Origin of the sequence: Streptomyces sp. NPDC056160 (genome assembly GCF_042268205.1) — a bacterium.
GTDB lineage: Bacteria > Actinomycetota > Actinomycetes > Streptomycetales > Streptomycetaceae > Streptomyces.
This window is the reverse complement of record NZ_JBHJUW010000045.1, coordinates 33,026-58,336: the sequence shown is the minus strand read 5'-3', so window position 1 is coordinate 58,336 and position 25,311 is coordinate 33,026. Positions and strand designations below refer to the sequence as shown.

Annotated in this window: 17 protein-coding genes and 2 pseudogenes; 11 read left to right on the top strand and 8 right to left on the bottom strand. The window is 71.6% G+C overall.

Going from position 1 to position 25,311, the window contains the following annotated elements; translation table 11 throughout:
• From ACFC02_RS18770 to ACFC02_RS18750, 5 genes are all read left to right on the top strand, one after another.
• Positions 1 to 868: BadF/BadG/BcrA/BcrD ATPase family protein (locus ACFC02_RS18770; protein WP_376358000.1), on the top strand; the 868-nt coding region annotated here is incomplete at its 5' end.
• 2 nt (positions 869 to 870) lie between these two features.
• On the top strand, positions 871 to 2,442 hold the full coding sequence (locus ACFC02_RS18765) for a sodium:solute symporter (RefSeq protein ID WP_376357997.1): 1,572 nt from the start codon (positions 871 to 873) through the stop codon (positions 2,440 to 2,442).
• A 115-nt stretch (positions 2,443 to 2,557) separates the two neighbouring features.
• A complete protein-coding gene (locus ACFC02_RS18760; protein ID WP_376357994.1) occupies positions 2,558 to 3,742 on the top strand; it encodes an anhydro-N-acetylmuramic acid kinase in 1,185 nt (394 codons plus the stop codon).
• Positions 3,743 to 3,862: 120 nt separating this feature from the next.
• Complete coding sequence (locus tag ACFC02_RS18755; protein ID WP_376357991.1) at positions 3,863 to 4,357, top strand: GNAT family N-acetyltransferase; 495 nt, start codon at positions 3,863 to 3,865, stop codon at positions 4,355 to 4,357.
• A 177-nt stretch (positions 4,358 to 4,534) separates the two neighbouring features.
• Positions 4,535 to 5,713, top strand: coding sequence for a PP2C family protein-serine/threonine phosphatase (locus ACFC02_RS18750; RefSeq protein WP_376357988.1), 1,179 nt, complete (start codon positions 4,535 to 4,537; stop codon positions 5,711 to 5,713).
• Positions 5,714 to 5,784: 71 nt separating this feature from the next.
• Here ACFC02_RS18750 and ACFC02_RS18745 read toward each other — a convergent pair whose 3' ends face one another.
• Positions 5,785 to 6,243: a MarR family winged helix-turn-helix transcriptional regulator gene (locus ACFC02_RS18745; RefSeq protein WP_376357985.1), complete on the bottom strand. Its 459-nt coding sequence runs from the start codon at positions 6,241 to 6,243 to the stop codon at positions 5,785 to 5,787.
• 63 nt (positions 6,244 to 6,306) lie between these two features.
• Between ACFC02_RS18745 and ACFC02_RS18740 the strand changes: the two genes are divergently transcribed.
• On the top strand, positions 6,307 to 6,675 hold the full coding sequence (locus ACFC02_RS18740) for a VOC family protein (protein WP_376357982.1): 369 nt from the start codon (positions 6,307 to 6,309) through the stop codon (positions 6,673 to 6,675).
• 188 nt (positions 6,676 to 6,863) lie between these two features.
• Positions 6,864 to 7,961 carry an FAD-dependent monooxygenase gene (locus ACFC02_RS18735; RefSeq protein WP_376357979.1) on the top strand — a complete coding sequence of 366 codons (1,098 nt, stop codon included), beginning with the start codon at positions 6,864 to 6,866 and terminating at the stop codon, positions 7,959 to 7,961.
• Positions 7,962 to 8,555: 594 nt separating this feature from the next.
• Here the strand turns inward: ACFC02_RS18735 and ACFC02_RS18730 are convergent.
• Positions 8,556 to 10,547: an ATP-binding cassette domain-containing protein gene (locus ACFC02_RS18730; RefSeq protein ID WP_376357976.1), complete on the bottom strand. Its 1,992-nt coding sequence runs from the start codon at positions 10,545 to 10,547 to the stop codon at positions 8,556 to 8,558.
• A gap of 1,427 nt (positions 10,548 to 11,974) precedes the next feature.
• Complete coding sequence (locus ACFC02_RS18725) at positions 11,975 to 12,814, bottom strand: NAD(P)H-binding protein (protein ID WP_376357973.1); 840 nt, start codon at positions 12,812 to 12,814, stop codon at positions 11,975 to 11,977.
• Between the two features lie 93 nt (positions 12,815 to 12,907).
• Here ACFC02_RS18725 and ACFC02_RS18720 point away from each other — a divergent pair.
• Positions 12,908 to 13,195, top strand: a pseudogene (locus ACFC02_RS18720) (winged helix-turn-helix transcriptional regulator); the annotation flags it as partial.
• A gap of 26 nt (positions 13,196 to 13,221) precedes the next feature.
• Here ACFC02_RS18720 and ACFC02_RS18715 read toward each other — a convergent pair.
• The 5 genes from ACFC02_RS18715 to ACFC02_RS18695 are packed head-to-tail and all read right to left on the bottom strand — an operon-like array spanning position 13,222 to position 18,864.
• Positions 13,222 to 13,662: a hypothetical protein gene (locus ACFC02_RS18715; RefSeq protein WP_376357970.1), complete on the bottom strand. Its 441-nt coding sequence runs from the start codon at positions 13,660 to 13,662 to the stop codon at positions 13,222 to 13,224.
• A 46-nt stretch (positions 13,663 to 13,708) separates the two neighbouring features.
• Positions 13,709 to 14,818 carry a hypothetical protein gene (locus ACFC02_RS18710; RefSeq protein WP_376357967.1) on the bottom strand — a complete coding sequence of 370 codons (1,110 nt, stop codon included), beginning with the start codon at positions 14,816 to 14,818 and terminating at the stop codon, positions 13,709 to 13,711.
• The gene (locus tag ACFC02_RS18705) at positions 14,815 to 16,809 is read right to left on the bottom strand and encodes a hypothetical protein (protein WP_376357964.1); all 1,995 of its coding nucleotides are present in this window, start codon (positions 16,807 to 16,809) and stop codon (positions 14,815 to 14,817) included. The genes ACFC02_RS18710 and ACFC02_RS18705 overlap by 4 nt, the downstream gene beginning before the upstream one ends.
• The gene (locus tag ACFC02_RS18700) at positions 16,806 to 17,561 is read right to left on the bottom strand and encodes a TIR domain-containing protein (protein WP_376357961.1); all 756 of its coding nucleotides are present in this window, start codon (positions 17,559 to 17,561) and stop codon (positions 16,806 to 16,808) included. Before ACFC02_RS18700 ends, ACFC02_RS18705 begins: the two co-directional genes overlap by 4 nt.
• A gap of 13 nt (positions 17,562 to 17,574) precedes the next feature.
• On the bottom strand, positions 17,575 to 18,864 hold the full coding sequence (locus tag ACFC02_RS18695) for a helix-turn-helix domain-containing protein (protein WP_376357957.1): 1,290 nt from the start codon (positions 18,862 to 18,864) through the stop codon (positions 17,575 to 17,577).
• Positions 18,865 to 19,602: 738 nt separating this feature from the next.
• Between ACFC02_RS18695 and ACFC02_RS18690 the strand changes: the two are divergent.
• From ACFC02_RS18690 to ACFC02_RS18680, 3 genes and pseudogenes are all read left to right on the top strand, one after another.
• Positions 19,603 to 20,037 (top strand): annotated as a pseudogene (locus tag ACFC02_RS18690) (glycosyltransferase family 2 protein); the annotation flags it as partial.
• Positions 20,038 to 20,742: 705 nt separating this feature from the next.
• Complete coding sequence (locus ACFC02_RS18685) at positions 20,743 to 22,146, top strand: polysialyltransferase family glycosyltransferase (protein ID WP_376358006.1); 1,404 nt, start codon at positions 20,743 to 20,745, stop codon at positions 22,144 to 22,146.
• 405 nt (positions 22,147 to 22,551) lie between these two features.
• Complete coding sequence (locus tag ACFC02_RS18680) at positions 22,552 to 25,242, top strand: YfhO family protein (RefSeq protein WP_376357954.1); 2,691 nt, start codon at positions 22,552 to 22,554, stop codon at positions 25,240 to 25,242.
• The last annotated feature ends 69 nt before the right edge of the window (positions 25,243 to 25,311 follow it).

The window sequence follows — 25,311 nt, the reverse complement described above, 5'->3', positions numbered from 1 at the left end:
GGCGGCGGCCCGCGCCCTGGCCGAACTCCTCCTGGCGGACCTTCCCGCCGACGAGGTGGCCGTCACCAGCGACGCCGTCACCGCGCACGCCGGCGCTCTCGGCGGGCACCCGGGAGTGGTCCTCGCGATCGGCACCGGCTCCGTCGCCATCGGCATCGGGGACGACGGGTCGTACGCCCGCGTCGACGGCTGGGGCCCCTGGCTCGGCGACGAGGGCAGCGGCGCCTGGATCGGCGCCGCCGGGCTGCGGGCGGCGCTGCGTGCCCACGACGGGCGGGGCCCGGACACCACGCTGCTGGCCGCCGCCGTCGAACGCTTCGGCGACCCCGACCGGCTGCCCGGGGCCCTCGGGCGCGAGGGCAACCCGGCGCGCACCGCCGCCTCCTTCGCCCCGGACGTCGCGCGCACGGCCGCCGCGGGGGACCCCGCCGCCCGCGCGATCGTCCGGGCCGCCGCCACGGCCCTCGGCGAGGCGGTCCTCACCGCCGCCCACCGCATCGACGCCGAGGCCCGCCCGGCCGGCGACGCAACGCCCCGTGCCGCCCACCCGGCAGACGCGACCGGCGCGACCGGTGCGACCGGCGGCCCCGACGCCCGCCGCGCCCTCCCGCTCACCGTCGCCGTCACCGGCGGGCTCACGGGGCTGGGCGAACCGCTCCTCGGCCCGCTGCGGTCGGCCCTCGCCGCCGCCCCCCGTCCGCTGCACCTGCGGCCCCCGCTCGGGGACCCGCTGGACGGCGCCCGCCTGCTGGCGCTGGACGCCGCCGCACCGCACGAACCCCATGTCGCCCGCGTACGGCGGACGACGCTCCCGCCCACCGCCCCCACCCGGCCGGCGGTGACCCCACCGGCCCCTGCCAAGGAGTGAGCGTGCGCCAACTCGACCTCGTGGTGGTCGTCGTCTACCTGGTCGCCATCGCGGTGATCGGACTGCGGCTGGCCGGCCGGCAGAGAACGTCGAAGGACTACTTCGTCGGCGAGGGCCACATGCCGTGGTGGACCGTCTCCTTCTCGGTCGTGGCCACCGAGACGAGCGTGCTCACCGTGATCAGCGTCCCCGGCGGCGCCTACAGCGGCCAGGGCTTCGGCAACGTGGAACTCGCGCTGGGCTACGTCGTGGGCCGCGTCGTCGTGGCCACCGTCCTGATCCCCCTCTACAAGCGCGGCGGCTTCGTCAGCGCCTACCAGTACCTGGGAAGCAGGTTCGGACTGAAGCTGCAGGGGCTGGCCTCGGTCACCTTCGTCTTCACCCGGCTCCTCGCCGAGGGCGTGCGGCTGTTCGCCTCCGCCATCCCGATCAAGCTGCTGCTCGACGAGTTCGGCGTGCACGCGAGCTACCGCACCATCATCGTCGTGCTGACCGTCATCACCGTCGTCTACACCTACCTCGGCGGCATCAAGGCCGTCATCTGGACCGACGCCATCCAGATGACCCTCTACCTGGGCGGCGCGGTCCTCGCCCTGGCGGTGCTGTCCTCCCACGTCGGCGGCGCCGGCTTCGCGGACGCCCTGCACGCGGGCCGGTTCCGGCTGTTCGACACGGACTTCGGCCTGGCACACATCCTCACCAGTCCCTTCGCCCTGCCCACCGCCATCATCGGCGGCGCCATCTTCGCCATGGCCAGCCACGGCTCCGACCAGCTCATCGTCCAGCGCATCCTGGCCACCCGCACCCTGCGCGACGGTCAGAAGGCCATGATCGCCTCGGGTGTCTTCGTCACCCTCCAGTTCGCCGCCTTCTCCCTGGTCGGCGCGCTGCTGTGGTCGTACGACCAGGGCAGGAGCTTCACGGACCTGGGCCTGGCCAGTTCCGACAACCTCTACCCGGACTTCATCCTGCACGGCCTGCCCGTGGTGATCTCCGGCCTGATGGTGGCCGGCATCCTCGGTGCCGCGATGGGCTCGCTGTCCTCCGCCCTGAACTCCATGTCGAACTCGACGGTCGCCGACATCATCCACAGCTTCTTCCGCGGTACGCCCTCCGAGGAGACCCTGCTCAAGCTCGCACGGGTGATGACGCTCGTCTGGGCGGTGCTCATGGCCGTCTTCGCCTGCGCCTTCAGCACCAGCACCGGCAACGTGTACCTCACCGGCCTGACCATCGCGGGCTACACCTACGGTGCCCTGCTCGGCGCCTTCCTGCTCGGACGGCTGGTCAGGCGCGCGGGCGAGACGGACTCGATCGTGGCGTTCCTGGTGACGGTCGGCGTGATGACGTACGTCGTGCGCGAGGTGAAGATCGACGTCACCACGGCCGGGACCACCGTGCCGACGTCCATCGCCGCCCAGTGGCTGGTGCCGCTCGGCGTGGTGATCACACTGGCCGTCGGCGGGGTGCTGAGCCTGTTCCACCGCGCTCCCGACCTCCCGCGCGGCACCGCGGACGACGACGAGCCGGACGCCGGCACCGGCCGCCTCACGCCAGCCGCCGGCCGGGAGTGATGACAGCACACCCCCCGGCCCACCACCCACGAGGAGAAGCCATGCCGCACCCCCACCCGACACCGCCCCCGCCCGCCTCCCCGTCCGCGCGGCGCAACCCCCGCCGGGAGGCGTCGTGCGGGTGATCGGCCTGATGTCGGGCACCTCCTACGACGCCATCGAGGCCGCCGCCGCGGACCTCGCCCTGGACGGCGACACCCTGCTCCTGCGGCCCCTCGGGCACCTCTCGCTCCCGTACCCGCAGCGGGTGCGGGACCTGATCGCCGCCACCCTGCCGCCGGCCGCCACGACCAGCCAGGCCGTCTGTGCCCTGGACACCGGCATCGGCCAGGCCTTCGCGGACGCGGCCGTACGGGCCCTGCGCGAGCTGTGCGACGGCGCCGCCGACCTCGTGGTCTCGCACGGGCAGACCATGCACCACTGGGTCGAGGACGGCACCGTCCGCGGCACGCTCCAGCTCGGGCAGCCGGCCTGGATCGCCGAGGCCACAGGTGTCATGGTCGTCTCCGACCTGCGCAGCAGGGACGTGGCGGCCGGCGGCCAGGGCGCACCCCTGGTCGGCATGACCGACACCCTCCTGCTGCGCGCCCTGCCCGGCACACCCGCCGCCCTGAACCTGGGCGGCATCGCCAACGTCACCGTCGTCGCCCCCGGCGCCGCACCCCTCGCCTTCGACACCGGCCCGGCCAACGCCCTGCTGGACGCGGCCGTACGCCACTTCACCGACGGCGCCGCCGGCTACGACGAGGACGGCCGCCGGGCCGCCGCCGGCCGCACCAGCCCCGCACTGCTCCGCGTCCTCCTCGACGACCCCTACTACCGCAGAGCCGCCCCGAAGACCACCGGCAAGGAACACTTCCACCTGCCCTACCTCCAGCGGGCGTTGGAGGCGGCGCCCACCCCCCGCGCCGACGACGTCCTCGCCACCCTGACCCGGCTGACCGCCGTCACCGTGGCCGACGCGTGCCGCGCCCACCGGGTCACCGAACTCGTCGTCTCCGGCGGCGGCACCCGCAACCCGGTCCTGATGCGCATGCTCGGCGACGAACTGCCCGGCGTACGCCTGCGCCACAGCGACTCCCTGGGCCTGCCCTCCGACGCCAAGGAGGCCCTCGCCTTCGCCGTCCTCGGCTACCTCACCGTCAACGGTCTGCCCGGCACCCTCCCCTCGGCCACCGGCGCCCGCCGGGCCACGCTCCTCGGCAGCATCACCCCGGGCCGCGGACCCCTGCGCCTGCCCGACCCCGCGCCCCGGCCCCCGCACCGGCTGCGCGTCACGGGCCCGTACGCCGACCGGTGACCCCGTCGCCGCTGGGCGTCGAATCAACGTCTGCCCCGCGCCGCCCAGCGGTGCGGGAACGCCTGCCCGAGCAGCCGACCCGCCGTACAAAGGCACCTCCCGGTGCGAAATACTCTCCCGATGAGTGCACGCACCTCCCCGATCAGTGAGCCGGTCACGATACGCAGGGCCGTCGCGGGGGATGCCAGACGGCTCACGCGGCTCGTGCGTGGCTCAGGCGCCTACGAGGGCAAGTACGCAGCCGCAGTCGCGGGCTACCGGGTCGGTCCCGACTACATCCAGGCCCATCGCGCCTTCGTGGCCGTGGACGCCGACGAGCATGGAGGCCGGGGCCGGGTCCTCGGGTTCTACTCGCTCGTCCTCGCTCCACCGGAGCTCGACCTGCTGTTCGTCGCCGACGAAGCGCAGGGACGGGGCATCGGGCGACTGCTCGTCGCACACATGCGGTCCGAGGCCCGTGCCGCCGGGCTCGACCGGGTCAAGGTCGTGTCGCATCCTCCCGCCGAGGGTTTCTACCACCGCGTCGGTGCGGTGCGGATCGGGACAGCGCTCGCGAATCCGCCCGCCGTACTGTGGGACCGTCCTGAATTCGAGTTCCGCATTCCTTCGGAATGACGCGGCGCGCCGGTTCACAGGGCACCGGCTGCGCCCGCCCGGCGGCCGGAAAGCAGGAACCCCGCCGGAAGCAGGAACCCCGCCGGAAGAGAGAACCGCGAGCGGGCCGTGATGGATGTACCAGGTGAAGAGGGGCGAACACGGGGAAGAAGGAGCGGCAACCGACAGGAGGTTGTCATGAGTGGCGGGGATCTGGAACTGGGGCAGCTGCTGGCCGCCGCCGAGGCGGCACCCCCCGGAGAGTCCGTCGAGGTGCTCGCAGACGACCTGCGCAAGCGCTTCGGGGCCGAGCGTGTGTCGTTCCTGTTCGTCGACCTCGTGGGCCGGCGGCTGCTGCGCCTGACCACACAGGCCGAGGATGACATGGGGGGCGCTCCCGAGCGGATCGACCTGGAGGGCAGCGTCTACGACGCGGTCCTGCGCAGCCAGCGCCAGCACGTGGAATCGGACGGCCAGGGCGGGCGGCGCGTGATCTCACCGGTGACCAACCGCGGCGACTGCATCGGTCTGCTGGAGGCGACGATGCAGAACGCCGACGACACCGTGCTCGCGCAGATCGAGGACGCGGCGCACGCACTGGCCTACATCATCGTCACGGACCGCCGCTTCACCGACCTCTACCACGCGGGCCGGCGCACCACCCGGACCAGCCTGGCCGCCGAGATCCAGCACCAACTGCTTCCCTCGGCCGCCTGCTGCGAGGCACCCCAGTTCACCCTCGCGGCAGGGCTGGTGCCGGCCGACGACATCGGCGGGGACACCTACGACTACACACTCGATCGCGACACACTGCACCTGTCCATCACCGACGCCATGGGCCACGACACCAACTCCGCGCTGCTGGCCACGCTCCTGGTCGGTGCTATGCGCGGCGCCCGCCGCAGCGGCTGTGACGCACTCCAGCAGGCGCAACGCGCCCACGACGCCCTGCTGACCCACAGCCGCGGTCTGGCCACGGGACAGTTGCTGTGCATCGGCCTCGCAACGGGCACCTGCGAACTGGTCAACGCAGGCCATCCCCGGCCTCTGCGTCTGCGCAGAGGCGCCACGGAGGCCGAAGAGGTCCAGCTCGCAGTCAACCTTCCCTTCGGCGTGGCAGCCCCCACCTCCTACCGTGTCCAGGAACTCCAGCTGCTGCCCGGCGACCGTCTGGTTCTGCTCACCGACGGCATGCAGGAACGCGGTGCCGGAGCCGTCGACCTGGCATCCCTCGTGCGGGACACCCGCACCTCACATCCCAGGGAAGCCGTGCGCAGCCTGACCACCGCGGTGCTGGACGCCTGTCGGGGAAAGCTCAGGGACGACGCCACTGTCCTCATCCTGGACTGGCATGGTCCGCGGCGCGAAGACGGGTAGAGCCCGGTTCGCCGATCAACCTGTCCGGGCGCGCGGAGACGTGCGAGGGGGGACGTGCGCCGGGGAACGAGCTAGGCACCGTCGGGGCCATCGCGCAGCGAACGAATCATGCTCTGCAGGATCCGGAACGCTTCCGACTGCTCGGTCCCGGTCATGCCGGCCAGCATTCTGACCTCGACGGACCGGACCGCTACGGTCGCCTTCGCCAGGCTCCGTCGGCCGCGAGGCGTGAGCCGGGCGGGAAGGACCTTCCCGACGGGCGCCTGGGCGGGCCGGGTCACGTAGCCCTCTCGTTCGAGGGTCTGGAGCAGCACGTTCATCGACTGCCGTGTCACGAACGCGCCACGCGCGAGCTCGGAGTTCGACAAGCCCGGCCGTTGAGCCAGCAGTTCGAGGCAGGAGTAGTGCGTCACGCTCATCCCGAGTGGCCGCAGCACCTCCTCCATGGCTGCGCGCAGGGCGCTCGAAGCCTCTTTCAGCAGGTAGCCCAGGGACTTGTCCAGGTCGACACCGGCACCGTTTTGACTCATGTCAGGATTCTGACATACCTTGGTCCGTGTCAGGAATCTGACACGAAGAGAAGGAGCATCACCATGCCCGCCACCGGCCCCGACTTCATCTCGCTCCAGGCGCGCGACCTCGACGCTGCGCAGGCGTTCTACGAGCAGTACCTCGGCCTCGTCCGCTCGCAGGCCGGACCTCCGCACGCCGTCGTCTTCGAGACGAAGCCGATCGCGTTCGCACTCCGCGAGGTGGTTCCCGGCACCGATCTCGCATCCGTTGCCCAGCCCGGCATCGGTGCCGCGATCTGGCTCCACGCCACCGACGTCCAGGCCATCCACGACGCCCTGGTCGCCGACGGTCACACCATCGTCTCCGCACCGATCGACGGCCCCTTCGGCCGGACGTTCACCTTCGCCGACCCCGACGGCTACCACGTCACTCTCCACGACCGCACCTGACGAGCCGGACATCACCGCCGTGGCACTAACAGATCAGAAAATGGACCAGGTAGTAAAGACTAACGGTTAGTGTTAAGTTGGCTGGGTGAAGAGAGTGAGCTTCGCCGAGTCCGACGGTCCTGCGCACGGTCGGTGTCTCCCGTCGTCGGCTGGTCTCACCACCGCACCGGCCGGCAAGGGGAGCAACGATGCGCACTGTGATCGTAGGAGCGGGCCTGGTGGGGCTCACCACCGCGGCTTCGCTGCGGTTGATCGGGCACGAGGTCATCGTGCTGGAACACGCACCGCAGGTGCGGGCCGCCGGGGCCGGCATCGCCCTGTGGCCCAACGGGCTACGGGAGTTGGACGTCCTCGGCGTCGGCGACGACGTCCGGCGCATGGGCAGGAACGTCGACGCCTGGTTCTTCGACGCCGCCGGACACCCGATACGCGCCGCCGGCTACGACGCTGCCGTCCACCAGTTCCTGATGGTGCCGAGGCCGGACCTGAACAACCTCCTCGCCGACACCCTCGGCAGGGACCGGATCCACCTGGGAACACACGTCACCGGCTTCACCGAACACGACACACACGTGGAAGTGCACCTCGCCGACGGTGCCCCGCTGCGGGCGGATCTGCTGATCGGGGCGGACGGTGTGTACTCCGACGTGCGCGCCGCCCTGGTGCCCGGCAGCGCGGCGGTCGCGCATGCCGGCAACTTCGCCTGGCGAGCCGTGCTGCCCTCCGGGAACGAGCGGCCAAAGGGCACAGTCGTCACGATCGGCACCGCCCGGACCCGAGGCGGGTACACACGAGTCGCACACGGCCGGACCATGTGGTGGGTCGGCCAGTTCGACGCCGGTGAACTGGCCGGCAGCAAGAAGGACCGGGCGCTGCGACGGGCCCGCAACGTGGCCGAGTCCGGCTGGCACGACGAGCTTCTGGAGATGATCGCCGCCACGCCGGAGGAGTCCATCCTGGAGAATCAGATCATGCTCGTCCCTGAGCTGCCGCGCTGGACCACGGACCGGGTCGCGCTGATCGGGGACGCCGCGCACGGCCTGTCCCCGCACATCGCGGCGGGCGGCACCCTGGGCATCGAGGACGCCGGAGTGCTGCGCGCCGAACTGGCGAGCGGATCCGCCACACCCGCCGCCCTCGCCCGCTACGAGAGCGCCCGCCGACTCCGGTTCGCGCAGGTGCGCGAGCATTCCGCCGCCATCGAGCACGCCGACGGGGCCGCCGAGTCCGCCGAGCGCTACGCCGCCTTCACCCACTGGATGATCACCACCGCGCCCACTGCCTGATCCCTGCCCAGGACCGTCATCCGCGGCAGCCGAGGTCATGGCGCCGACGCCAGGTTCCCGCCCGGTGGGCCGGGGGCTTGCGGGGTGTCATGCCATGCATCCACCGATGCCGAGGGCGGTGGGCCGTAGGCGAAGGGCGTGAAGTGCGCGGGGGTGTGGTCGATGGGCAGGCCGGGACGCCGGGCCGTTCGCCGGTCCCGCACCCGACGTCGAGAGCCCATCCGTCGGCACCGGGAGGCACATGTGCGGCGAGCAGCGAGCGTTCGGCGTCGGTGAGCGGCCGGTAACGCCGTCCTTCCGCGTAGCCGCGGTCCCATTCTTCCTGCGTGGTGAACATGGGTGGAAGTACGCCCTTCTCGATGTCGGTGTTCGGGCCATGCAGGCGCCGGAGCTGATTTCCAGGACGCGGTCGCCGGGCTCCGGGCGGGCGGCTTCCAGTGGGTCGGCCTGCGGTCAGGGCGCCGAGGCCGACCGCGGGGGTCCGGATGTGGTCGGCCTCGGCGAGCCGGTCGGTCAGCTGGTGCCGCGGTGTGCCTGCTTCGTCGAGTTCTGGGGGAGGAGGCGGCCTCACGGAGTGCCTCTCCGTCGGGCGGGTCACGCGTGATCCGCGACGGTGGGGGAGGTGGGGTTGGGGATGCCGGCGGTGGGGGCGTACTGGGCGGCCTGCGCGTCGAACATCGCGGCGTACCGCCCCTGGACGGCCATGAGTTCGTCGTGTGTTCCGTGTTCGACGAGGTGTCCCGCGTTGAGGACGTAGATGCGGTCGGCGTGGCGGACGCCGGACATGCGGTGGGTGACCAGGACGACGGCCCGGTGGGGGGCGGCGAGGCGGCGGATGCGGTCGAACGCTTCGATCTCGGCTTCGGGATCGAGGGCCGAGGTGGGTTCGTCGACGATGAGGACGCTGTCCGCCTGCGAGGTCGTGCTGCGCCAGTGGGTGCGGGCCAGACCCACTTTCTGCCATTCGCCGCCGGAGAGTTCGACGGCACCGCGGAACATGCGGGCCAGCAGACTGTTCAGGCCGTCGGGGAGTCGGGCGACGACCGGGCCTGCGCCGGCGTATTCGACCGACGGCCGCAGGTCCTGTGGTGCGGCGGCGTGGGCGGGGCGGCCGAGACGGATGTTCATCGCGGCGGTCACGGGCCAGCGTTGGAAATCCTGGGTGAGCAGGGAGACGCGCTCGAAGACCTGCGATCGGTCGAGGCCGGTGATGTCCGCCTCGCCCCAGCGCAGGGAGCCGGTCTGCGGCAGGAGCATGCCCGAGAGGATCTTCATGAGTGTGCTCTTGCCGGAACCGTTCTCACCGACCACGGCGGTGACCGACCCCATCGGCAGGGTCAGGGACACCTGTTCCAAGGCAGCCGTGTCCCGGTCGGGGTAGCGGTAGGTGACGCCTTCGAGGGCGACCTCCTTGATCCGCTCCGGCACCGGTTCGCCTCCCGTGGGGAGGGTGCGCTGCGCTGCCTGGGACAGGAACCGGCCGTGGTCGCGGACGTAGAGGGACTCCTCGTGCAGTTGGTTGATGTTCATCACCAGCGCGCCCAGGCTCGCCGATCCGGTCCGTACCGCGATCACGGCGGTGCCGGCGATGGCGAGACTCATGTGCCCGGCTGTGATCAGCCAGAACATGGTCCCGTAGGTCGCGGCCATCGCCAGGCCGGACAGCGCGGAGGCCACCCATTCGGTGGTCGCCTTGCTGGAGGCGAGGCGCTCCTGCTCGGCTTCGGCGCTCTCGGCCATGCGCTCGTAGCGGCTGAGGAGGAAGGCGCCGACGGCGTGCAGGCGGACCTCCTGGGCGGCGGTTCGCTCGGTGAGCAGGTTGCCGATGAGGCGGCTGGCTCGTACGTGCTCGATCCAGCTCATCCCCGACACGTACCGCTCCTGGGCGACGCGCATGGCGCCCCAGCCGCGCGGGGCGGCGATGAGGATCAGCATGGGGAGCAGGAGAGGGTGCAGCACGGCGAGGACGCCGGCGGTGGTGACCAGGGAGATGAGGCCGTTCAGGGCGGCGACGCAGGCGCCGATCATGCGGCGGGCGGAGCTGGGGCCGTGCTGGGCGATGTCGACGAGCCGGCGGAAGTCGGGATCGTCGATGGCCTCCAGCTCCACGTCGGCGGCGGCGGCCAGGTATTGGGTGGTGGCGATCCGTTCGACCTTCGGTTCCAGGCGTCCCGCGCGGGAGGTGGAGCATGCGGAGAGTGCGGAGTTGACGACGGCGATGGCGGCGGCGGCCAGCAGTCCGGGTAAGAGCGCGTGAAGCCTCTGGGCGGCGGTGCCGGTTCCGGCGAGCAGGGCGTGCATGACGGCGTTGATGGCGAGCAGGCCGATGGCGGCGGCGATGCCCTGGCCGAGTTCGCTGACCGCCACGGTGAGCAGGGCGCGCCGGTCGGCCTGCCACGCCATGCGCAGGGTGGTGCCGACGAGGGCGGGCATGGAGCGCAGCGCGGACATCATGGTCAGGTCCAGGCTCGCGTGCTCGTGCTGAGCCCAGCCCAGGTCGTAGCGCAGCGGTCCGCCGAACAGCTCTTGCTCGGCGTCGGAGACGCGGGGTTGGGCCATCTTCACCGGTCCGAAGAACCTCTTCACCGGGCGCCTCCTGGGGTGGGCCGGTTCTGGGCCCGGTATGACGGGCCGTGGGCGAGCATGCGGAAGACGACGGTGGTGGTGTCCGAGGAGACAGCAGGATTTTCGAACGCAGGATGAACGAGCGCGGAGCGGCCTACGGGATGCATGGGACTCCTCGGTGTGGGATGCGGACAGACGATCGGATAACGGGGGTTCTGCTGTCGCCGTAACGGGTGCGCGCGGGCGAAATCTAGAACCTGATTTCGAATATCGGCCTCTCTCCTTGTCTGGCCGCGTGTGTGGTGCCGTGATGCTGTGTTCGATCACTCTTGTGGGTTGCGATACCTCTTCCGGGGGATTGCCGGGTATCGCCTTGACGTTGAGCACCGGACGCTTCAGCCCGGTCTCCGCGAGTGCGACGGGCTTGGTCAGCGACTGCGGGCCGACGATGAGCAGGACGCCGGGCCCTTATCCCGTCGCCCGTGATCGCCTGCCGCGTCGAGGGTCCGCTCGGGCAGCGCTCAGGGCAGCTCGCGTGGCGGTACGGCGCGGGCCGCTCTCGCGCCCGGCGTAGGCGCTGAGTCGAAGTCACGGCGGCGACGGCGTCGAGCAGGGGACCCGCGTACGGCCAGCCGCGGCACCTCGCCGAAGGTGTGGAGAAGGCCGGATCGCGCCCCTGTTGCCAGCGTGGGCGGCCTCGCCGAGGCCGTCGCGGAGCGGCAGCGGGGAGGGGGCGGGAGGGGCGAACAGCGGCACCGACGACACGGTCCGGCCGATGTCTCGAAACTCGGCGACGCGGTCGGCTCAGCCCGCTTCGGCGGCGGGACGGTGGACACCGTCCGCGTCCCATGAGGCGCGCCGCATCGCGGGGGCGGCACTCCGGGAGGATCCGAAGGGGAATCGGCGGTAGCCCCTGAACCGGATCAAGGCCGGGCTGTGACCGCGAGGGCGCTGACGCGGCCCTCGTACTCGCGGCTCACCCGTGGCGTGCTCGCGGCGTGTTCGCGCCGGGCCGGGACCGGCGGGCCGCCCTGGGCGCCGCCGAGGGGGTGGCGGCGCCCAGGCACGCGGGGCGGGTCGTGTGGGTTGCCGGGGCCGGGATGCGGCGGGACGTGCCCGCGTCCTGCTCGAAGGCGCCCGGGGCCTCGACCCCGGCAGCGGCCAGGGCGAGGCTCTGCCGGGGGATTGACTGCTGGTCGGTCGGGACCTGTTGGTGGACCAGGCTCGTTCGCCCACGGGGCGGAGCAGTTGGAGATGTTCCTGGGCTCGTCGGGCCGACGGGGTCGGGCTGCCCGGCCGTACAGTGCGGTTGCAGGGCCGGGCGGGGCCCGGCAGGGGGCCATGTCAGCGTCGGCTTCGGCTTCGGCTTCGGCTTCGGCTGAGGTTCCTCCATTCGTCAGCAGTGGATCGCCGAGCACCGAGAGCGGTTTTGGCGGTGTCGACCGGGCTCAGCGGAAGGCGGCTGCATTGCGGGCGGCCCAGTCGGCGAAGGGACGTGGGGCGCGGCCCAGGACCCGCTGGACGTCCGGGCTGACGCGCAGCTCGGCCGGGTTCGGGGAACCGAGGATGTCCAGAGTGTCGTCGGCCAGCTCCGCCGGCATGCTCTGGGTCATGGCGGCCTTGGCTTCGTCGCGGGTGAGCTCGTGGAACCTCACCGGCGAGCCCAGCGCGGCCGCGATGGCCTCCGCCTGCTGGCGCGGAGTGATCAGCTCCGGGCCGGTCAGCTCGTACACGCCGCCTGTGTGCCGGTCCTCCAGCAGGCAGGCCGCCGCGACCGCGGCGATGTCCGCAGGGTCGATGATCGGCACGCCGACGTCACCGAAGGGCGCGGCGACGGCCTGTTGCTCGCGGACGGACTCGGCCCACCACAGGGCGTTGGAGGCGAAGCCGCCCGGCCGAAGGACGGCCCATTCCAGGCCCGACCCCCGCAGCTTGTCCTCCAGTGCGCGCATCGCCATTCGCGTCGGGCCGAAGGGCCTGGTCACCACGCCCTGCGTGGAGAGCAGGACGACCCGGCGGACCCCGCTGCCCGCGGCCTCGCCGATGATGGCGGCAGGGTCGGCTCCAGCGGCGTGCAGGTCGCCGGACAAGAGCAGGAACAGCGCCTTCGCCCCGGCCAGCGCGGGCCTGAGGCCGACCGGCTCGGCCAGGTCGGCCGCCACGTGCCGGACGCCGTCCGGCACCGCCGCCGATCGCCGTGACACCGCCGTCACGTGCTGGCCCGCCTCGGCCAGCGCCTGCGTCAACGGTCGGCCGATGTTCCCGGTAGCGCCGGTCACCACGATCATGAGCTGCTCCTTGTCGGATGTCTTCTTGGGGCCTTCACGCTAGGAGCAGGGGCTAACTCTTGGTAAGGACATACCTTCAGGTAAGCTCATCACGTGGCGGGAGGCGTGCAGCACAGACGGGCCGGCGCGGCGGAGCGGTATGACGTGTTTCACACGGACTGCCCCGCGCGCGATGTGGTCGACCACGTGACCAGCAGGTGGGGCATCTGGGTGCTGATCTCGCTGCGGAGCAACAACCTCCGGTTCTACGAACTGCGCGAAAGCATCCAGGGCATCAGCGAGAAGATGCTCGCCCAGACCCTGCGCGCGCTGGTCCAGGACGGCCTGGTCTGGCGCGAGGTCGAACCGACGACGCCGCCCCAGGTCACCTACGGGCTCACCGGACCGCTGAGAGCAGCTGGAACGGTTCACCCGTCGGGCTCTGCTGCTCGGCCCGTTCGGTGTCCTGCCCTTCCTCCACCCTCGGCGCGGTCCGAGGACCGGTGGGTGGGGAAGGTGAGTTCACTGATGCGGCCCGTTTGGATGACGGGGCCGTGCTGGACGCCACCGCTGATGTGGTTGTGCGTGGTGTCGCCCCGCGCAGCCGATGCGTCGGACAGCTGTCGCAGGGAGGTGAGCAGAGCGCGCAGGTCGTCTCCGGTGGCCTGTCCGGCCGCGACGAGCCGGCGCAACTGCGCCTGCCACTGGGCCGTGACGTCGGAGGCGGCCTGCTCGCCCTGCGCGGCTTCGGCGGTGAGCAGGCGGTTCCTTGCGTCGTCCAGGTCGGCCAGCGCAGCGGGGCCCGAACCGGTCCGTGCCAGCAGTCGTCTTACGAGTTCGCGAGCGTGCGTCCATGAGTCTGTGACCATGAGGGAGACCAAGGTGGTTGCCCCCGACGCCGCGAGTGTGGCCAATTCACTGTCCATGGTTGCCCTCCGAATCGGCCGCGACGCCGGATGACCTGTCGGGAGCGCCGGCGGGGGGAGGTGACTCCTCACCGTCGGGGGCGGAGGTCGTCGGCGGGTCGAATCGGCGTAGCAGGTCCTCGGCCGACTCGTGGCGGTTCTGCTGTTTGATGACGTGGGAGAACTGCCTGGCCACCATTGCTCGCCTGGCGTCCCCCTCGGGGAAGCCCAAGGCGTCGAAGAAACCGAAGAGATGGTCTGCGGCTGTGCGTCCAGGGGGAGCGGAAGCGCAGTCCTCCTGCGGGTGCTCCGCAGCAGTCGGCTCGCCCAACTGCCCTGGCAGGAGGGTCTGAAGCCGCTCGGGGATGTCGGTGTCGTTGGCCGCCGACGTGAGTTGCGCGAGCAGGGAGAGGTCCGCCACCGTCCTCTCCACATGTTCGTCGTTCTTGGCGAGCCACCAGACTACGGCGCTCCCCGTGTCCTTGAGCACGTCCTCGCCCAGGTACTGGCGCCTGCTCTGCTCGTAGGTGCGTTGGTGTTCCCACACCGCCTTGTCCTTGCGGACTTCGGCGAGCCTGTCCAAACGCTGCTGGTCCTGTTCGAGCAAGGTGAGGCTGATGTCCTCCGCCATGGCCTGGAGGTGCCCCGCGGGGTCGAGAAGCATACGGCTGAGGTTGCCGCCGAGCTCGTGCCGCACGATCGAGACCTGGCCCGGCTCACGTTTCTCGGTGATGGCGCGGGCCCGGTTCAGGACGGCCTCGACGGCCAGGCCCGCCGGGTTGAGGACGGAGGAGACGGCGGGTGATTCGACGGGATACCACCGTACGGTCGCCGAGAAGACGAAGTCGTAGTCGTCCCAGAGGCTCGGCAGCGCCACTTGGCTGACACGGCACTCCGTGCGCTCCACCGGGGGAGCCGTGAGTTGTTCCTCGAAGCCGGCCGGTATCGGGCCGCGGCACGACGAGGCGATCCGGAAGGCGGCTGCGGGGACGAGGAGGAGGAGCACCGCAAGGGCCGGCCACATCCATGCGGGCCACCGTTGTGTCAGGCCTACGATGGTCAGCAGCAGGCCGCACAGGATGGTGAGGAAGACGGCTGTCGTCTTTCGTGCGGTCGTCACGGTCGCGTCCCCCTGGCTGATGCCGGTGGTGGGGTGGCCGGGCCGATGCCCTGCGCCACGCTGATCTTGTGGAGTAGCAGTTCGGTGGCTTCGGCGCTGCGTGTGGGGGCGCCGGGGGCGGTGCGCTCGGCTTCGCGGGCACTCGCGTACAGCGCGGCGAAGGCCTCGCCCCGTCCGTCCCCACACCGTTCGGCCGCACCGACGAGCAGGTCGAGCAGAACGTCCCGGAGGCCTCCGGCGTCCTCCGCCGCCCAGTGGAGCCAGTGTTCCGCCTGTGGTTGCCACGTCGGGCGCGGCAGGTCGGCCAGCACCGCCTGCCAGCACGTGGTCAGGGAGCGTTGGACACCGGACTCCTCCACCAGCGCGCGTGGGCTGCCGGAAGGGTCCGTCAGCGGCTCTGGATCGCAGACGCCGAGGAAGATCTCGAGGTCGGACGGCGACAAGGCGGAGCGCGCGAGCCGGTCGAGGAGTCGTCGGCGCAGTCGGCGACTGCCGACCACCAGAACCTTCACGGCTTGCAGGGCGCGTGTGGTGCCGCGTTCCCGCCGGGCCAGGTAGTACAGCCTGAGCAGAGCCTGGTCCGGGTGACTGGCTGCGAGGACATCCGCGCAGACCTGGACGAGGACCTGCGCGAAGTGTTCCGTGAGGCGCCGGTAGGCACACCACTGGTAGATACGTTCGCGGAACTCCCTGCCGTGCGCCGGATCATTGAGCCCACAGGCGAGCGCCAGCACAGCTGCGGCTTCCAGCCGCGTCCTGCTCGCCGCTCCGGAACTCCACCGTTCGGCGAGTGACGCCAGCCCCTCCGCGCGGCCGGTCCGCAGGTACTGACCGGCGAGACGGGTCACCAGATCGTCCCGGACGGCACGGGTGACGTGCGGCTCGGTCGAACTCACGACGTCGGCGGCCCAAGTACCGAGGTGGGGCCGCAGGTCGGGCATGTGGTCCCAGAAGTGTGCGCGGACGGCAGAGTCGAGAGCCAGCTCCGTGAAACGCACGTGTCCGTCCGGTCCGGTACGGGCGGATACCTCGTCGAGTCGCTGGGCCAGGTCCTTGTGCCGGAGCAGCGGGACCTCTTCCGGGGAGGGATCGACCGTGCCCAGCAAGAGGCGGGCGGCACAGTGGATGACGTCGGCGTGCGCCCCGTGGAGCAGGGAAACGGCGATCAGCAGGGCCCGTTGAGGTGCCTCGCGCAGCCCGGCGACGAGTCTGGCGACCTCCCGCCGCCGGTCGTTGCGCGCTCTCGTGGCCGCCAGACACCACTGTGCGAACCCCTCGTCGGGCCGAGCGGATTCCCGGGCACGGCGCACCAGGTCCGCGAAGTCCGCGATCTCCCGCATCGGCCTCGGCTCGTCCAGGAACTCCTCGACGCTGACGTCGTGCCGCATGTAGTGCTCGTACGGCAGGCCGTGCAGGCGCAGGTGCCGCCTGAGAACGTGCCGGCCGTCGGGCGGTCCGATCTCGACCCGGCAGTGCTGGAGACCGGGGTCGAGGGTGGCGTCGTGTGGCATGACGACCACGAGGTGTGCGTCCTGTTCATGGACGGTCCTACGGAGGGCGGAGAGGCCGGCCCGTGCCGTGGACCACTGTGTGTCGTCGGCGGCGGACAGGTCCAGCAGCAGCTGGTCGCCGTTCTCGACCAGAGCCGGATCATGAAGAGGCAGCTCGTCCTCCTCGTCCGGCAGCAGTTCATGGAAGACACCGCCTGCCTGGTGGTACTCGCGCAGGAGCACCCGAGCCGCGGCGGTTCGGCCGCTGCCCGGCGTGCCGTCGAGAATGACGGTGCCGGTGTCCGCGAGCGTGGCGCGAGCCTTTCCCATGTTTTCCGGGGCGACCAACGCACGGCGTAGCCAGCGGAGTTCGTCCTCGGCGATTCGCCGGAAGGTCGGCCTGTCGGACTCCGGTGAGTGCGCGCCCACATAGATGTCGCCCGAGCCCGTGTGTGTGACGCCCTGCAGGTTCTCCACTCGTGTGCTGGTGTACGGGCTCACCGGCCGTCGTCCTCCCGCTCGTCCGGCTCACCGAACCGGTGCTGGATGTTGCCGTGGTGGTCGCCTTCGAAGTAGGTCATGCCGTCGCCCGAGATGTGCCGACCGCCCGACACATGGCGGGAGTTCTGGTAGATGTGACCATGGCCCGTGTGCACCGGGCCGTGCGAGCCCTTGATGACGGTACCGCCGACGTCTCCGGTGAAGTCACGGCTCTGCACGGCCGTCCCGCTCACGTCGCCGATCGAGTTGGTCACGGTGTCCTGGGCCCGCGGGGCCGCTTCGTCCTTGCTCAGGTCGCGCAGGCCGGGGACCATCTCAGCCACCAGGTCGCCGATGCGTCCGACACCCGCCGCGGTGTCGTGGGTGTCGAACGGGACGGACTGGAGGTCGGCGAGCCGGGCCAGTTCCCTCGGCAGATGGGCCTTGTTCAGCCGGTTCGTCTTCCGGCCGTCCAGGACGGGAACGACCGGAACCTCGCAGGCGAACGCCTCCTCGATCTCCCTGCGCACCCAGTCCTCCGGGTCGTTCAGCCGGGTCCGGGAGTTCGTCCAGTCCGGCCCGACGACGGCCAGGAGAAGGGCGCTGCCCCGCAGCGCGGCCAGCAGTTTCTCGGGATACGCCTCGCCGGGAGGGATGGACTTCGACGCGCGGAAGATGTGCTGCGGGCCGAAGCGGCGGGACAACTCCTGGTCTAGCAGGGCGGCGGTCTTCTCCCCGTCGCCGGTGCGGTAGTTGATGAATACCTCGTGCATGGTGGCGCCTCCCTCAGGAAGTGGACAGATGTGCCAACGTGCCGAGCCGTGGCCCCAGTCGGAGTACCGAAGGGTGATCCGAATGGCGGGCGAGGACCCGGGCCAGGCGTCGTAGATCGGATGTGACGGTCGCTGAGCGCACTGCCGCCGCACTGTCGAGCAGCGGTGCCGTCAGCGCGCATGCGTGGTCGATCTCGCCGGCCGACGCATAGGCGAGCGCACGTCGCACGCCGTACCGCACCTGTGTACGCACCGCGTCCTGGCCGACCAGGGCGAGTTGCCGGTCGAGTTCCTCGGCTGCCTGCCGCGGTCGGCCGAGGTCGACCAGGCACCACCCGGTGACCATGCCGACCGGGTCGGGAAGGTGCATGGTGCCGATCACCGGCTCGTCGGAGTCCTTGTCCTGGCGGGTGAGGAGCGCACGAGCGCGGTCCAAGGCGTGCAGACAGGCACGGGGATCACCCGCGAGCGCGTACCCTTGCGCCTCGCGCTGTGCGGCCAGCCCGCGGATGCGTGGTGGCAGTGTGCCGCTCTGTGCGCGGCGGGCCAGGGCGATCGTCTGCTCGGCGTCGTCCCGGTAGAGCGTGACCAGTGCTCTGCGGACCAGGGCGTAGCCTGCCAGTGCCGGGTCGCCGCCGGCAGCCGCCAGATCGACCGCGCGCTGCGTCCACCACAGTGCCGCGCGTTCGTCCCCGGTTTCCTGCACCAGCCAGCCGACGTACTCGGCGTACCGGGCGCCGAGGGTCAGCAGTTGCCTACGTGTCCCGGTGTCGGTCTGTGCGGACAGCTCCCGCAGCGTGTGCGTCTGGGCGATCAGGACGGGCAGGAGCAGACCGGGGTCCACGGTCTGGCCCAGCTTCCGGTAATGCGTGAACAGTGAGCGGGAGGCCTCCAGCATGCCGGCGCCCGCGGCGGGGGAGGGCGGGGCCCCGTCCGACCGCCAGGCCATCACAGACGCGACGCCGGCCCCCATCACCTCCCGCCGGCCCACGGGCTGGAATCGGTTCGGGCCGTCCGGTGACAACTGCATGACCCAGTCCTCCTCGTCGACGTGGCCCAGTGCTGGTCCGGCGGGTGTGGCGGCAGCGGTCCGGGGGACCAGGGCGGTCAGAGCTCCGTCGGCACCGAGGGCGGCGTCGCACAGTCGGACGAGGTCCCGGCTGGGCGTCTTGAGGCCTCGCTCGACTTTGCTCAACTGGGCCTTGCTGTAATGCACGGCTGCGGACAAGGCCGTAAGGCTCAGCCCCGCCGCCAGTCGCCGCTTCCTCAGTTCCTCGCCGAACTCGATGGACGGCTGCGGCACGGAAACCTCCAAACACCTGACCGTCCGGGCGAGTTGCCGCCGTAGGAAAGGGTGCGGCAAGTCCTCCGGGCGGACAAGGAGATCGATGTCGTTTCCCGTTTCCTTCTCCGACGCCGGGGCGCCGCATTCATGGGCGCTGGAATTTGTTCCGGACACAGAGCCGGCCGTGACGTGCCCCACCGACCGCGCTGCGCCGCCGCCGCCCGGCCGCCCGGTGGCCGGCCGGACTGGAGCCGTGACGTGAAGGTGAGGGTCCTTGGCCCGACGAAGCCACTGGATGCCGGAACCGGGCCTTGCGTGCTGGGCCGGTTCGCGCACCTGGCGCGGCTCGGGGCCGGTGGACCGGGCGTCGCCTGTTCTCGCCCGCGGCGTCCCGCTGGACGGCCTCACCGGCTACTCGGGTCCGGCGACGTCGTCCGGCGCGATCACCTTGTCAAAGTCCGAGGTGCCCTCGCCGCGGACTCCTGCGTGACGCACCGGCTTCCCCTTCGTGGACGTCCTGCTTGAGTGGCGGCCTCCCTGTCTCCCAGGCCGGAGCGACCGGCGAGACCGGGCCCCGCCGGGCCCCAGAGCATCCGCGGGGCCGGCAACGGCCACCGCGTGACCATCGGCCGTTGTGCGGACGCTTGATCGTCAGATCGCCATCGGCACGCCACTGGCCGGGGCCGAGGCGTGACGTCAGCCCGCCTCGACCACCGCCCACTTGCCACGGCTTCAGCACTGTTCACCGTCGGGTCCATGGCCGTTCACTTACAGGCCATGGAAAGACTTCGGAGACGGATAGCATGCGCGGGATCTTGGAATGAAAATCCCCGGGGGGACCCGCACATGTCCACACTTTCCGTCATCGTCCCGTGCCACAATGTCGAGGCATATGTCGCGGAAACGGTGCGCAGTCTGGCTGTCAACGCGGACCCCGAGTTCGAGTTCCTGCTCATCGACGACTGCTCGACCGACCGCACCGGGCAGATCATCGAGGACATGATCGGCACGCTGCCGAACGCGCGGGCGATCCACCACGAGACCAACCAAGGTGTGGCCCAGGCCCGCAACACCGGACTGGACGAGGCGAGCGGCGACTACGTGACGTTCCTGGACGGGGACGACTGGTACGCTCCCGGCCACCTGCGCGCCATGGTGGACCGCATATCGCGCCTCGACTGCGACTTCGCCCGCACCGACCACGTGCTGGCCACCGGCCGCAAGCGGCAGATCCGGTACGCCCCCGCCCCGCGGCGGGACGTCGTGATGGACCCGCGCGACGGCATCGCGCCCGCCCACATGGCCACCATGGTGGACTACCCCTTCGTTCCGTTCGGCGTCTACAGTTCCCGGCTCTTCGCAGACGGCGAGGGCAGGTTCGAGACGCGGCTGCGGACCGCCGAGGACCGCCTGTGGGTGTGGCGGCTGCACCTGCGGGCCCGCAGTTACGCGGCGCTCGGACTGCACGGGGCGTTCTACCGGCGGGGCGTGGAAACATCGCTCACCCAGATCTCCGACACCCGCCAGCTGGATTTCATCCCCGCCTATGACACCGTCCTGCGGGAAGTGGCCGCCGATCCGGAGGGCGACCGTTTCATGCCGAAGGCGGTCCGCACCTATTGCGCGATGATCGCCTTCCACATGAACAAGGCCGACCAGTACGAGAGTTCGGTGGCCAGGCGGCTCAAGGCCGAGTCGACGGCAGCGTTGCACCGTATACCCCAGGACGTCCTCGACGAGACCCTCGCGACGATGGACCCCGCCCGCGGCACGCTGCTGCGTCGCCTGCGCGACGCGGGGGAGGCCCACCCGGGCCGCACAGCCCCCGCGGTGGTCGGGCCCCCGGTCTTCCGCACACCGAGCACCACGGCCGCCGCCGGCCCCGCCCCGCGCCCCGTGAGCACCCCCGACTCCGCCGACCGGTCCCGAACCGGGACCGGGCCCCGGCCGCGACCGGTGCAGATCTTCCAGGCGTCCACGCTGTACGGCGCCGCGACGCTGGCCGCGGCCCTGGACGCCGGCCAGTTCGGTCCCGCCGCCCAGGCCCGGCGCGTGCTGCTGCTCACCAACAACGCGGCCGTCCCCGAGGTGGCGCCGCGCCTGTCCGACATGACGGGCTTCCAGGAGATCGCCGCCCGCTTCGACCAGGTCGAGGACTGGAACGAGGCCATCGCCCCGCACCACCCGGCCGGCTGGCAGCCGCGCCCGGACGACGCGCCCCTGTGGGAGCGGGTACTGCGCACCAGGTGGGCGCTCGGCACCGGAGCGGTGACGCTCGTCGTGGAGTCGATCCAGGTCAGCCCGGCCCGCAGCCTCGCCGCCGTGTTCGCCGGCGCTGCGGTGCACGTGTACGCCGACGGCCTGATGAGCTACGGACCGACCCGCGACGAGCCGCCGCACTCCGTCGCGGTCCGCGTCCAACGGCTGCTTCACCTGGACCTGGTGCCGGGACTGCGCCCGCTGCTGCTCTCCGAGTTCGGCGTCGAACCCGAACTCGTCCCGCACGACGCCTTCCGCGCCGTGCTGTCCGAACTGTCCCTGGCCGCCGCAGGCGACCCGGAGCCGGCGCGGGCGGCCGAGGCGGCGCCCACCGCGCTGCTGCTCGGCCAGTACCTGGCGGCGCTGGACATCCTCACCGCCGAGGAGGAAGAGCACCTGCACGTGCGGATGCTGCGCGCCGCCGCCGCGGCCGGTCACCGCTCGGTCGCCTTCAAACCGCACCCCACCGCACCCGACCGCTACAGCGAAGCCCTCCAGCGCGAGGCCGCCACAGCCGGGGTACGGCTGACGACACTCGGCGGAACGCTGCTCGCCGAGGTCTTCTACGCCCGCCTGCCGCTGGAACTGGTGGTCGGCTGCTTCTCCACCGCGATGCTCACCGCGGCGGCGTACTACGGCATCCCCACCGCCCGCGTCGGTACCAGGACGGTGCTGCACCAGCTGACACCCTACGAGAACAGCAACCGCGTACCACTGGTGATCGTCGACCACGTCGTCCCCGACCTCGAAGCCGGGGCGACTCCACAGCGGCCCGAAGCCCCGCCCACCCTCCAGCCGCTGCTCCAGGCGGTCGGGTACTGCATGCAGTCCGCCCGGTACCCCTGGCTGCGCACCGGTGCCGAACAGCTGCTGGCGCGGGTCACCGCAGACCCGGGCGCCGACCGGGACGGGGCGCACGCCGCGTACTTCGGCACCGAGCGGCTGACCGAACTGGATCTGCCCGGCGGTCGGAAACGGCGCGCACCCCTGGTGCGGCAGGTGCTCTCCCGCGGCCGGCGCGAGACGGCGTCCCGACACTGACGCCCGGGACGGTAACCCGCGTCCCGGGCATGCCACTTGCGGCCGACCAGGCAACTCGCGCCCCGGTCATGTCACTTGCAGCCGACCAGGCAACTCGCGTCCCGGGCATGCCGCTTGCGGCCGACCCGGCGACTCGGGCCCGGGCATGCCACTTACGACCGGGGCCGCCCACTCGGGCCCGCTCATGTCACTCACGACCGGGGCCGCCCATTCGCGCCCGGTCATGTCACCCACGACCGTGGCCCGTGGCCAACGGCCCGGGTCATGCCACTGACGACCGGGCCGGGTGTCGGAATACCGGCGGCTGTCGTCGGTGGGCGGCCGAACCCGCTTGCCTACGCCGGCCCCCCAGTCCCCAGTCCCCACCCCCGTACGAGGCGGCCTGCCCCAGACCCCGGAGGAATCGTGCCCGCTCCTGTCAGGCCCCGGCCCGGCCCCACCGCACCCGATGGCGCCGGTGACACCGCGACCGGTGACGTCCGCGCCGGCCGCGTCCGTGCCGACCGCGTCCTCGCCCGGCTCCGTACGCTGGCGGCCTGGTCACGCGGCAGCGTGCCGCTGCGCGCGGCCCTCGGCGCCGGCGTGCTGTCGTGCCTGGTGTTCTGCCTGGGCAGCCTGCTCGCCGGGAGCTACCCGCTGGGACCGCACAGCCGCAACGTCGTCGACATGGGTACGCAGTACGTGCCCTTCCACGCCTACTGGCGCAAGGCGCTGCTCGGCGGCGCCGACGGCGATCTGTTCATGAACTGGAACTCCGGCTTCGGGTCCGACTTCCTCGCCGACATCGGCACCTACTTGAGCAGCCCCTTCGACCTGATGGTGGTGCTGTTCCCGGCCGACCACGTCGAACTCGCCCTCTACGTCATCAGCACGGCGAAGATCACCGCGGCCGGGGCGGCGATGGCGGTGCTGCTGCTGAGGCTGCGCCGCGGGCCGTGGCCGGTGGCGGCGGTGCTGGGGTCGGGGTACGCGCTGTGCGGCTGGACCCTGGACAACGGCACCTACGTACCGATGTGGCTGGACGGCCTGCTCGCCTTCCCGCTGCTCTGCCTGGTCGGTGAGTGGGCGCGCACGGGACGGCGCCCGGTGCTCGGGCCGGTAGTCGTGGCACTGGCCTGGGTGTCGAACTTCTACACCGCCTACATGGCCACCATCGGCGCGGGCATCGTGCTGCTCGTACGGCTGCTCACCGACGACGAGAACCGCCGGCGGCTGACCGGTGCGCTGCCCGCCGCCCGGAACGCACTGACGGGCATGCTGCCCACCGTCCGAAGCGTACTGACCGGTGTGCTGCACGCCGTCCGGAGCGTCCTGATCGGTGTCGGGCTGGCCGCCCCGCTGGTCCTGGTGGTCTACTCGGCCACCAAGGCCGCTCATCCCACCCCGCCCGTCATCTTCTCCCCGGCCACCTGGCCGGACGTCTTCGCGCGGCTGCTGCCCGCCACCAGCAGCACGGAGTCACCCGCGCTGTACATCGGCACCCCGGCGCTCGCACTGGCGCTGACCATGCCGTTCAACCGCCGCCTGCCCGCCCGGGCACGGTTCGGCTGGCCGGCCGCGATCTGCCTCGTGGCGCTCTCGCTGCACTGGCGGCCCACCCATCTGCTCTGGCACGCGGGCGCCGAGCCCAACGGCGTCACCGACCGCCAGGCCTTCGTGCTGTGCGGCCTGCTGCTGATCGCGGCCTGGCTGTCCACCGCCGACGGGCTGCCCCGGCCGCCCGCGCTCGCCGCCGGCCTGGCGGTCCTGGCCGCGCTGGTACTGGCGGCACATGGCACGTACGCCGTCGACCGGTGGTCGTACCCCCTCTTCGCCGTCGCGCTGCTCCTCGGTGTGCTGGCCGCTGCCGCCGTGCTCGTCGCACCCCGCTCGCGGAACTTCCGGAACAGTGCCCGGGTGCTGCCGGTGCTGGCCGTGGCCCTCCTGGTGACCGCCCAGGCGGGCGAGACGGCGGTGGCCGCGATGCGGGTCTCGCAACTGGAGCGTCAGAACAGGTCCATGTCGCCGCGGCTGGGCCGTCAAGTGCGGGAGACGGCGGCCCTCGTCACCGCCGAGGACGACTGGCCGCGCTCGCGCACCGATCCCGGCGCGGGCTCCGACCGCAACGCCCCCATGGTGGTCGGCGGACAGGGCGGCAACTACTACAGCAGCCTGACCGCCCAGACCACCTACACCACCCTCAACGCGCTGGGCTACGGCTACTACGCCAAGGGGCGCCGCCTGATGAGCCTGGACAACCCCGTCACCGACGCCGTCTTCTCCATCGGCACCCGGATCCGCCTGGTACAGGACCCGTCGGGAGGGGGCGGCAAGGTGCCACGGGCCACCACCACCGCCGTACCGCCACTGGTCACCGTCCGGCCGGACCTGCGCCTGTCGCACAACGCGGCGCGCTTCGGCGGGTCCGTCTTCGCCAACCAGGAGATGCTGCTCGGCGCCCGTGTGTACGACCCGCCGGCCCGCACCACCAAGACCCGCCACGGCAAGGGCGCGGTCACCGTCTCCACCACCTGCACGCCCGGCAGCCGGGCCTATCTGTCGGCGCTGACGTTCAACGGCACGGCGACCATGAACGGCGGCCGCCCGGTGGCCTTCACCGGCAAGCTGCCCTCCGTCCGGCCACCTCTCCAGGACATCGGCGTCGTCCCGGCCTCCGGGAAGGTCCGGGTCGAACTGCGCCACACCGGGTGGCTGGACCTGCCGAAGCAGCCGGTCGGCTGCCTGGTCGCGAGCCGTCTGGAACAGGCCGTACGGCACCTGAGCGCCGAGGGCGCCACGGGTGTCCACGTCGGCGGGCACTCCGTCACCGCCCGCATACCGGCCGGCAGCACCGGCACCGCGGTCCTCGCGATACCGCGGATCCAGGGCTGGACGTGCGCGGCCGGTGACGGCCCCGCCCGCCCCGCCAAGAACTACCTGGGCCTGATCGCGGTGCCCCTGGACGGCACGGCGACCTCCGTCAGCTGTGGCTTCCGCCCGCCCGGTCTCCTGCGGGGCCAAGCGATCGGCGTGGCCGCCCTGGTCTGTCTCGCGGCCACCGCGTTCTGGTACCGGCGCACCCGCCGGCGGCAGGAGGCACTGCGGTCGGAGCCGTGACCTGCCGGGCGCCCAACCTGCCGGGCGCCCAGCCCGCCGGGTGCGCAGCCGGGAGGAGCGGCGTGTCTC

Excerpts from the sequence above, each read along its gene's own strand:
- ACFC02_RS18700 (WP_376357961.1), bottom strand. The coding sequence starts at position 17,561 with ATGCACGAGGTATTCATCAACTACCGCACCGGCGACGGGGAGAAGACC.
- ACFC02_RS18740 (WP_376357982.1), top strand. The coding sequence starts at position 6,307 with ATGCCCGCCACCGGCCCCGACTTCATCTCGCTCCAGGCGCGCGACCTC.
- ACFC02_RS18745 (WP_376357985.1), bottom strand. The coding sequence starts at position 6,243 with ATGAGTCAAAACGGTGCCGGTGTCGACCTGGACAAGTCCCTGGGCTAC.
- ACFC02_RS18715 (WP_376357970.1), bottom strand. The coding sequence starts at position 13,662 with ATGGTCACAGACTCATGGACGCACGCTCGCGAACTCGTAAGACGACTG.
- ACFC02_RS18725 (WP_376357973.1), bottom strand. The coding sequence starts at position 12,814 with ATGATCGTGGTGACCGGCGCTACCGGGAACATCGGCCGACCGTTGACG.
- ACFC02_RS18755 (WP_376357991.1), top strand. The coding sequence starts at position 3,863 with ATGAGTGCACGCACCTCCCCGATCAGTGAGCCGGTCACGATACGCAGG.
- ACFC02_RS18750 (WP_376357988.1), top strand. The coding sequence starts at position 4,535 with ATGAGTGGCGGGGATCTGGAACTGGGGCAGCTGCTGGCCGCCGCCGAG.
- ACFC02_RS18735 (WP_376357979.1), top strand. The coding sequence starts at position 6,864 with ATGCGCACTGTGATCGTAGGAGCGGGCCTGGTGGGGCTCACCACCGCG.